The sequence below is a fragment of the uncultured Novosphingobium sp. genome (assembly GCF_964277725.1).
Classification (GTDB): domain Bacteria; phylum Pseudomonadota; class Alphaproteobacteria; order Sphingomonadales; family Sphingomonadaceae; genus Novosphingobium; species Novosphingobium fluoreni.
The window spans coordinates 1-7,366 of the sequence record NZ_CAXYKL010000009.1 but is presented as its reverse complement, the minus strand read 5'-3'; the positions used below and the strand labels follow the sequence as shown (position 1 = coordinate 7,366).

The window sequence follows — 7,366 nt, the reverse complement described above, 5'->3', positions numbered from 1 at the left end:
AGCACGCCGGTTTCCTCGCGCCCGAATTCGCCCAGGAAATCGCCCCATTCGTCAGTGATGAAGGAATGGCCGTAGAACGCCTGGCCATCCTCCACACCGATGCGGTTGGCGGCGATCACCGGCATGCAGTTCGAAACCGCATGGCCCAGCATCGCGCGGCGCCACATGCGGCTGGTATCAAGGCTCACATCGTAAGGCTCGGAACCGATCGCCGTGGGGTAGAACAGCAGTTCCGCCCCCATCAGCGCCATCACCCGCGCGCATTCGGGATACCATTGGTCCCAGCAGATGCCCACGCCAATCCGGGTGCCGAACAGATCCCAAACCTTGAAACCATCGTTGCCGGGGCGGAAATAATACTTCTCCTCGTAACCCGGCCCGTCAGGAATATGGCTCTTGCGATAGATGCCCATGATCTCGCCGTGCGGGTCGATCATCGCCAGCGTATTGTAATAATGGTGCCCATCGCGTTCGAAAAAGCTGGTTGGGATCGCCACCTTCAGCTTCGCCGCCAGCTTTTGCATCGCCATGACCGAGGGATGCTGCGCCGTCGGCCGGGCGAGCGCGAACAGCTCCTCCTCTTCCACCTTGCAGAAGTACGGGCCGGAGAACAGCTCGGGCGCGAGGATGATCTGCGCGCCCTGCCCTGCCGCCTCTTCCACCAAGGCGGAAACGGCGGCGATGTTCTGGCCCTCATCGGTGGAATTAAGGGCAAGCTGCAGGGTGGCGACGGTGATATTGGTCATGGCGCGCTGATATTAGGGGCGTTTGCGAAACAGCAAGGTCATCCGATCGCTTTCGCCAATCGCCTGGTACTTTGCGCGATCCTGATCCTTCAACGCCAGAGTGGGCGGGAGGGTCCAGACGCCTTCGGGCCAATTGGCGCTATCCTTGGGATTGGCGTTGATCTCTGACGCGCGGACAAGTTCGAAGCCGTTCAGCTCCATCAAGCGGATCACGTCCACCTGGCGCAGATAGCCGTTCGATCCATCGGCGTAGGCAAAGGGCGCATCGGCTTTGGCGCGATGCTGTTCGATGCCGATCATGCCATCGGGCTTCAGCAATTCGCGCATCGTCCTTAGTTCGCTGTCCGCATTGTTCCATTGCAGCATGTTGTGCAGCATGCGCGGGATCAGGATGCGATCGAAGGTGCCCTTTTGGTCCGCCGGCACATCCTTCAACGTCATCGCCGAAAAGTTGGCGGCGGGAAAGCCGGTGAAGCCCGCCACGTCCTGCGGATATTTTGCGACGCCGGCGGCAATGCCGGAACGCATCTTCGCATCGTAGGCCGGCGCGTCAGGGTTGAAGAACAGGCCGACCAGCTTGCCCTGCTTGCCAAGATACAGTCCCAGGAAGCGCGAGTACCACTCTCCGCCCGGGGCATATTCGCCCACTTTCATATCCGGGCGCACCCCGAAGAACGCCATTGTCTCCACCGGATGACGGGCCGCGTCGCGAGCGCGATCCTTCTCCCGCTTCGGATTGGCGGCGGCAAGTTCCAGCAGCGCCTCACAGCCGCTGCAAGTCGCGGCCGGGCGGGGCGCAGGCTTGCCGCTGGCAGGAGCAGCCAGAAGACCGATGCCGGTCGCAAGCGAAAGCAGGAAGCGGCGCATCGGCAAATCTCCTCGTGTTGAATGGCGCGAACCTACTGGCCCAAGGGGAGATGGCAAGCACCACCGCGATGCCTATCTAGCGATCCACAAAGATTTATGACGGGATGATAGACCACATGGAAACGGCAATAGTGGCAGGCGGGTGCTTCTGGTGCACAGAAGCGGTTTTCCGCGACGTGGTGGGCGTGCAGTCGGTGGAAAGCGGCTACATCGGCGGTAGCGTGCCCGATCCCACCTACAAGCAGGTCTGCGCCGGGACGACCGGCCATGCCGAGGCGATCAAGGTGGTGTTCGATCCAGCGGCGATCTCCCTCGCCGAGATTTTCGACGTGTTCCTGGGCACCCATGACCCGACGCAGTTGAACCGCCAGGGCAACGACGTGGGCACGCAGTATCGTTCAGCTATTTTCCCCCTGGACGATGACCAGCGTGCCGAGGCGGAAGCGGCGATCGCCCGCGCCAACGAAGAGCATGGCGGCAGGGTTGTGACCACCATCGAAGGGCCGGCGCAGTGGTATCCGGCCGAGGACTATCACCAGGAGTATTGGGACGGCGAAGGTCAGCGCAACCCCTATTGCCTGGCGGTGATCCCGCCCAAGCTGATGAAGCTGCGCAAGAGCTTCCAGGCGAAAGTAAAGGCCTGAGAATTGCGGGGCGGGTTCGACTTTTCCCGCCCCTCTTTATAGGAGCCCGGTGTCACCCCGAGTTGGTTTCGAGATAACATTGGGAGGCACCCTCCCCTCCGTTCTGTCGAGCGGAGTCGAGACACGTGATGCCCGCACTTCCGTGTCTAGACTACACTCGACACGAACGGGGAAGTCGAAATCTTAGCCCCCTTAGCCAATCACGCCTTGCGCCAGCGCCCGATAAAGAACCCGTCCAGCCCGCCCTGCTCCGCCAGCATCCCGGGGTCGGTTCGCAACCAGCCGCTGTCATCCGGCGTGAGCAACTCCGGCACCTCGCCCGCCGCTATCGGATCGCGTGTCAGACCGATCCGCGCCGCCTGATCCTCGCCCTCTTCCGGTTCCAGCGAGCAGACGGCGTAGATCAGCCTTCCACCCGGCGCGAGCCAGGTCGAGGGGCGTTCGGCCAAGGCAGCCTGCAACTCCGCCATCTCGCCGATCTGCCTGGGTCCGACACGATGAAGGACGTCCGGGTTGCGGCGGCACGTGCCCGTGGCGGTGCACGGCGCGTCCAGCAGGATCGCGTCGAACTGCGCTTCCGGCTCCCACGTGCGGGCATCGGCCGTGACGATCGTGGCCAACAAGCCGGTGCGATTCAGATTGTCGCGCAGCCGGTCCAGCCTGCGCTTGCTGACGTCCAGCGCGGTAACGTCCCAACCGGCGGCGGCAAGCTGCAGCGTCTTTCCGCCCGGCGCGGCGCAAAGATCCAAGGCACGGCGACCCTCGCCCGTCCCCAGCAGGCGCACGGGAAGGCTGGCCGCGAAATCCTGCACCCACCACGCACCTTCGCGATAACCGGGCAAGCTGTCGATCGCCGCACCGCGAGGCAGGCGGACATGGCCGGGCGCAAGCGAAAGCCCGCCCAGTCGCTCGACCCAGTGCGCCGTCTCGGCAGGATCGCGCAGGCTGAGGTCCAGCGGCGGCGGTTCAGCCAGGCCCCGGGCGATCGCCCCAGCTCGTGCGCCCCAGCGTTCCTGCACCTGCGGCGGCAGCGTGGGCGCTTCGGGCAGAGCCACACCTTGCTTTATCAATGTAGAGAATACGCCGTGCGCCAACCGGCGCGGCCCGCCCATCAGCAACGGTAGCCCGGTGGCGATCGCGGCATGGGGCGGCGTCTCCAACCGCAGGGCCTGCACCAGCATGATCTCCAGCACCGCGCGCGGCTTGGCATCGTCGGGCAAAGGTTGCTGAGTCGCGCTGTCGATCAGCGCGTCCAGATCGGTTCGCCAGCGCAGCACTTCGGTGGCGATGGCGCGGGCCAGCGCCCGATCGGCATCGCCCCGCACGCGCGCCAAGGCAGAGCCGCCCGCCTGCTCCAGCGTTTCTCCACGCCGTAGCACCGCATCGATCAGGTTGAGCGCGGCGCGGCGCGCCGGAAGGCCGGGAATGTCCATGGGTGGCCCCTAAGCCCGATTGCCAAGCGGCGCCACCCGCCCCACATGCAAATCCATGACACAGCGAGCCACCAAACGGCCAGAGACCTTCCGCAAGCCCGCGCACTGGTCTGACGCGCCCCCGCCCAAGCCCGAAGCTCCAAAAGACCAGCAGGACCCCGATGGCCTGTCCCCCACCCGCTATGGCGACTGGGTGCACAAGGGCCTCGCGATAGACTTTTAAGCCGGCATCCTATGCGGTGGCGTTGAAGCCTGCTGCCATGCAGCGGTTCCGTCCGCCGCGTTTTGCGGCATAGAGCGGCGCATCGGCACTCGCCAGCCATGCTTCGGCATCCACGGTCGCCGGACCGAGCGAGGCCACCCCAAAGCTTGCCGTAACATCAAGCTGTGCGCCGCATAGCGATTCGATCCGGGCCGATGCGATGGCTTCGCGGAAACGGTCAGACGCGGCCAGAGCGGCATCCTGATCCGTCTCGGGCATCAGCATGGCGAACTCTTCACCGCCCAGCCTGCCCAGCACGTCATTGGGGCGTTTCACGGTATCCAGCACCATCGCCACCTGCCGCAGCACCACATCGCCGCTGGGGTGGCCGTACGTGTCGTTGATCGACTTGAAGCGATCGATATCCAGCATCGCGAGACTGGCCGGGCGATCGTAACGGCGAAAGCGCTCGATCTCATGCTCGGCGCTCTGGATGAAGCCGCGCCGCGTCAGCACACCGGTCAGTTGATCACGTCCGGCAATGCGGCGCAATTCCAGTTCGTCGACCACGATCCGCGCGAACTTGTCGAGGATCGCGATCTCGGCGGGGGAGAAATCCCGCGCCTGCGTATCGATCGCGCAGAGCGAGCCGATGTTGTAGCCATCGGGCGTGCGCAGCGGCACTCCGGCGTAACTGCGGATGCTGGGATCACCAATAACGAAGGGATTGTCCGCGAAACGCAAGTCTTTCGTGGCGTCGGGAACGATCAACGGATCGCGTTGGGCGATAGCATGCGTACAGAATGAGATATCGCGGGGTGTCTGACTGGCGTCGACGCCACTGCGCGCCTTGAACCACTGCCGGTCCGCATCCAGCAACGAAACCGCCGCGATCGGCACGCTCAACACCGTTCGCACAAGCGCGACGACATTTTCGAACGGCTCTTCGGGCGCGGTATCCATCACCGCGAGACGCTGAAGAGCGGCCAACCGTGCTGGCTCGTCTGTCAAATCCGGGCTTCGGTACATAGGTATTCCAGTGTTTGCGAACGGCCTTGTTGGCCATGCCCCCGGCGAAAGTATTAACGAGGTTATAGAGTTGAGCGTTAAGATTTTGCCAACATCGGGCTTTCGGTCACACCCTAAACGATGAACCGAGTTTCAGGGCAGGATCTCGACCGTCGCGCCATCGGGAACGAGGGCCCACAGCGTCTCCATCTCGGCGTCCGAAACGGCGATGCAGCCATCGGTCCAATCCCCGGCCATTCGCCGCCCCAGCCCATTGGGCTGGCCATGAATCATGATCAGACCACCCGCGCTGCGCCCCATCGCCCGGGCATAGGCGGATTGCGCCTCGTCTGGATAGGAGACGTGGAGCGACAAGTGATAGGCGCTGTCGGGATTACGCCAATCGATCCGATAGCGCCCTTCCGGCGTGCGTCCGTCCCCCTCGAACCGCTTGGGACCGACGGGCGTGCGACCCAATTGCACGCCGCCCAGGCTAAGCAATCGTGTGTCGCCCGACCACACTTCCATCACCCGCGCCGCCTTGTGGACGCGAACCAAGTCTGCGCGGGCTTCATGCCGAGGAGGGAGCAGAGCTGGAAGGGGCGCGGTCGTGACGGTTTCCACCGGCGTTGGCGGCGCGGTGGTGCAGGCGGCCGTCAGCAGCACCAGCAGGGGAACGAGCCTTCGCATCGCCCCCTGCCTTAGCATCAATCCTGGAAGGGGTCGCGCACCAAGATCGTGTCTTCGCGTTCGGGACTGGTGGAAACCAGCGCGACCGGCGTCTCGATCAATTCCTGCACACGCTGGATGTACTTGATCGCCTGCGCTGGCAGGTCCGCCCAGGACCGCGCCCCGGCAGTCGTGCCGGGCCAGCCGTCCATTTCCTCATAGATCGGTTCGACATTGGCCTGATCGGCGGCATGGCTGGGGAAGTAGTCCAGCACCTTGCCGTTCAGGCGATAGCCGGTGCAGATCTTCACCGTGTCAAAGCCATCCAGCACGTCGACCTTGGTCAGCGCGATGCCGGTCACGCCCGAGATCGCGCAGGACTGGCGCACCAGCACCGCATCAAACCAACCGCAGCGGCGCTTGCGGCCCGTTACGGTGCCAAACTCATGGCCGCGTTCGCCCAGGCGCTGGCCGGTGGCGTCCTCCAACTCGGTCGGGAACGGACCCGAGCCGACCCGCGTGGTGTAGGCCTTGACGATGCCCAGCACGAACCCGGTGGCGGAGGGGCCAAGGCCAGAGCCGCTGGCCGCAGTACCGCTCACCGTGTTGGAACTGGTGACGAAGGGATAAGTACCGTGATCGACATCCAGCAGCACGCCCTGCGCGCCTTCGAACAGGATGCGCGCACCGGCCTTGCGCACCTTTTTCAGCCGCTTCCACACCGGCTGGGCATATTGCAGCACGAACGGTGCGATTTCCTTCAGCGCCGCGATCAGCTTGGCCCGGTCCACCATGGGCTCGCCAAAGCCGGCGCGCAGGGCATCGTGATGCGCGCACAGACGGTCGAGCTGGGGTTCCAGATGATCGAGATGGGCAAGGTCACACACGCGAATCGCGCGGCGGCCCACCTTGTCCTCATAAGCCGGGCCGATCCCCCGCCCGGTCGTGCCGATCTTGCCTGCGCCGGCGGCGGCCTCGCGCATCATGTCCAGTTCGCCGTGGATCGGCAGGATCAGCGGGCAATTGTCCGCAATGGCGAAATTCTCGGTGTTGATGACGACGCCCTGGCCTTCGAGCTTCTCGATCTCGGCCTTCAGCGCCCAGGGATCGAGGACCACGCCGTTGCCGATGATCGAAAGCGTGCCGGTGACGATGCCCGAAGGCAGCAGGCTCAACTTGTAGACCTGCTCGCCCACTACCAGCGTATGACCGGCATTGTGCCCGCCTTGAAAACGGACAACGGCATCGGCCCGGCTGGCCAGCCAGTCCACGATCTTGCCTTTGCCCTCATCGCCCCATTGAGCGCCGATAACGGTTACGTTGGCCACAGGTACACTGCCTCCACCTGCCAGGGTGGATCCACGGAACGCCCTTCGACAGGACTCGGCGATCGGGATGGTTCGATCGGAAGGCGCAAGGCCACCCGGATTTGCGAGGCGCTCCTAGGCAGGCCGGCGAAGCGCGTCAAGCTCTTGCAGGTCGATCACTCGGCGTAGATCATCTTCCGGGTCATGCCGCCGTCGACAACGAATTGCTGGCAGGTGATGAAGTCCGCGCCCTCGGATGCGAGGAAGGCGACGGTGGCGGCGATATCGCGGGGGGTGCCGACCCGGCCGGCGGGGTGCTGTTCCCGATCGATCGGGCGGTGCTTTGCCTCGTTCCGCTTTGCAGCCTTTTGCCAGGGTCCGGTTTCGATCCAGCCCGGCAGGATGGCGTTCACGCGAATGTCGGGGCCCAGGCTGATCGCCAGCGCATGCGCCATGGCGCAAAGGCCGCCCTTGGCCGTGGCGTAGGCCT

At 64.4% G+C, this 7,366-nt stretch carries 9 protein-coding genes; 2 read left to right on the top strand and 7 right to left on the bottom strand.

Going from position 1 to position 7,366, the window contains the following annotated elements; all coding sequences use genetic code 11:
* A partial coding sequence (locus ACHWRX_RS00865; RefSeq protein ID WP_394657746.1) for a nitrilase-related carbon-nitrogen hydrolase occupies nucleotides 1-746 on the bottom strand: 746 nt, incomplete at its 3' end.
* A 12-nt stretch (nucleotides 747-758) separates the two neighbouring features.
* On the bottom strand, nucleotides 759-1,613 hold the full coding sequence (locus ACHWRX_RS00860; protein WP_394657745.1) for a class I SAM-dependent methyltransferase: 855 nt from the start codon (nucleotides 1,611-1,613) through the stop codon (nucleotides 759-761).
* A 116-nt stretch (nucleotides 1,614-1,729) separates the two neighbouring features.
* Here ACHWRX_RS00860 and msrA point away from each other — a divergent pair, with 116 nt between their 5' ends.
* Entirely contained in the window at nucleotides 1,730-2,257 is a 528-nt protein-coding gene (gene msrA / locus ACHWRX_RS00855; RefSeq protein ID WP_058737181.1) for a peptide-methionine (S)-S-oxide reductase MsrA, read from the top strand.
* A gap of 200 nt (nucleotides 2,258-2,457) precedes the next feature.
* Here the strand turns inward: msrA and ACHWRX_RS00850 are convergent, their stop codons facing one another.
* Nucleotides 2,458-3,690 (bottom strand): RsmB/NOP family class I SAM-dependent RNA methyltransferase, encoded by a 1,233-nt coding sequence (locus ACHWRX_RS00850; protein WP_394657744.1) that lies wholly within the window; start codon nucleotides 3,688-3,690, stop codon nucleotides 2,458-2,460.
* Nucleotides 3,691-3,745: 55 nt separating this feature from the next.
* On the opposite strand from ACHWRX_RS00850, the gene ACHWRX_RS00845 reads away from it, so the two are divergent.
* Nucleotides 3,746-3,913: a DUF1674 domain-containing protein gene (locus ACHWRX_RS00845; RefSeq protein ID WP_394657743.1), complete on the top strand. Its 168-nt coding sequence runs from the start codon at nucleotides 3,746-3,748 to the stop codon at nucleotides 3,911-3,913.
* A gap of 9 nt (nucleotides 3,914-3,922) precedes the next feature.
* Here ACHWRX_RS00845 and ACHWRX_RS00840 read toward each other — a convergent pair whose 3' ends face one another.
* From ACHWRX_RS00840 to ACHWRX_RS00825, 4 genes are all read right to left on the bottom strand, one after another.
* Nucleotides 3,923-4,921, bottom strand: a complete 999-nt coding sequence (locus ACHWRX_RS00840) for a sensor domain-containing diguanylate cyclase (protein WP_183615879.1) — start codon at nucleotides 4,919-4,921, stop codon at nucleotides 3,923-3,925.
* 132 nt (nucleotides 4,922-5,053) lie between these two features.
* Nucleotides 5,054-5,590, bottom strand: coding sequence for a murein L,D-transpeptidase family protein (locus tag ACHWRX_RS00835; protein WP_394657742.1), 537 nt, complete (start codon nucleotides 5,588-5,590; stop codon nucleotides 5,054-5,056).
* 17 nt (nucleotides 5,591-5,607) lie between these two features.
* Nucleotides 5,608-6,897: an adenylosuccinate synthase gene (locus ACHWRX_RS00830; protein ID WP_058737185.1), complete on the bottom strand. Its 1,290-nt coding sequence runs from the start codon at nucleotides 6,895-6,897 to the stop codon at nucleotides 5,608-5,610.
* Between the two features lie 155 nt (nucleotides 6,898-7,052).
* Nucleotides 7,053-7,366, bottom strand: a 314-nt coding sequence (locus tag ACHWRX_RS00825; protein ID WP_394657741.1) for an SDR family oxidoreductase, incomplete at its 5' end; no start/stop codon positions are given.

Coding starts and splice junctions, on each gene's coding strand:
- ACHWRX_RS00860 (WP_394657745.1), bottom strand. CDS start 1,613: ATGCGCCGCTTCCTGCTTTCGCTTGCGACCGGCATCGGTCTTCTGGCT.
- msrA (WP_058737181.1), top strand. CDS start 1,730: ATGGAAACGGCAATAGTGGCAGGCGGGTGCTTCTGGTGCACAGAAGCG.
- ACHWRX_RS00850 (WP_394657744.1), bottom strand. CDS start 3,690: ATGGACATTCCCGGCCTTCCGGCGCGCCGCGCCGCGCTCAACCTGATC.
- ACHWRX_RS00845 (WP_394657743.1), top strand. CDS start 3,746: ATGACACAGCGAGCCACCAAACGGCCAGAGACCTTCCGCAAGCCCGCG.
- ACHWRX_RS00840 (WP_183615879.1), bottom strand. CDS start 4,921: ATGTACCGAAGCCCGGATTTGACAGACGAGCCAGCACGGTTGGCCGCT.
- ACHWRX_RS00835 (WP_394657742.1), bottom strand. CDS start 5,590: ATGCGAAGGCTCGTTCCCCTGCTGGTGCTGCTGACGGCCGCCTGCACC.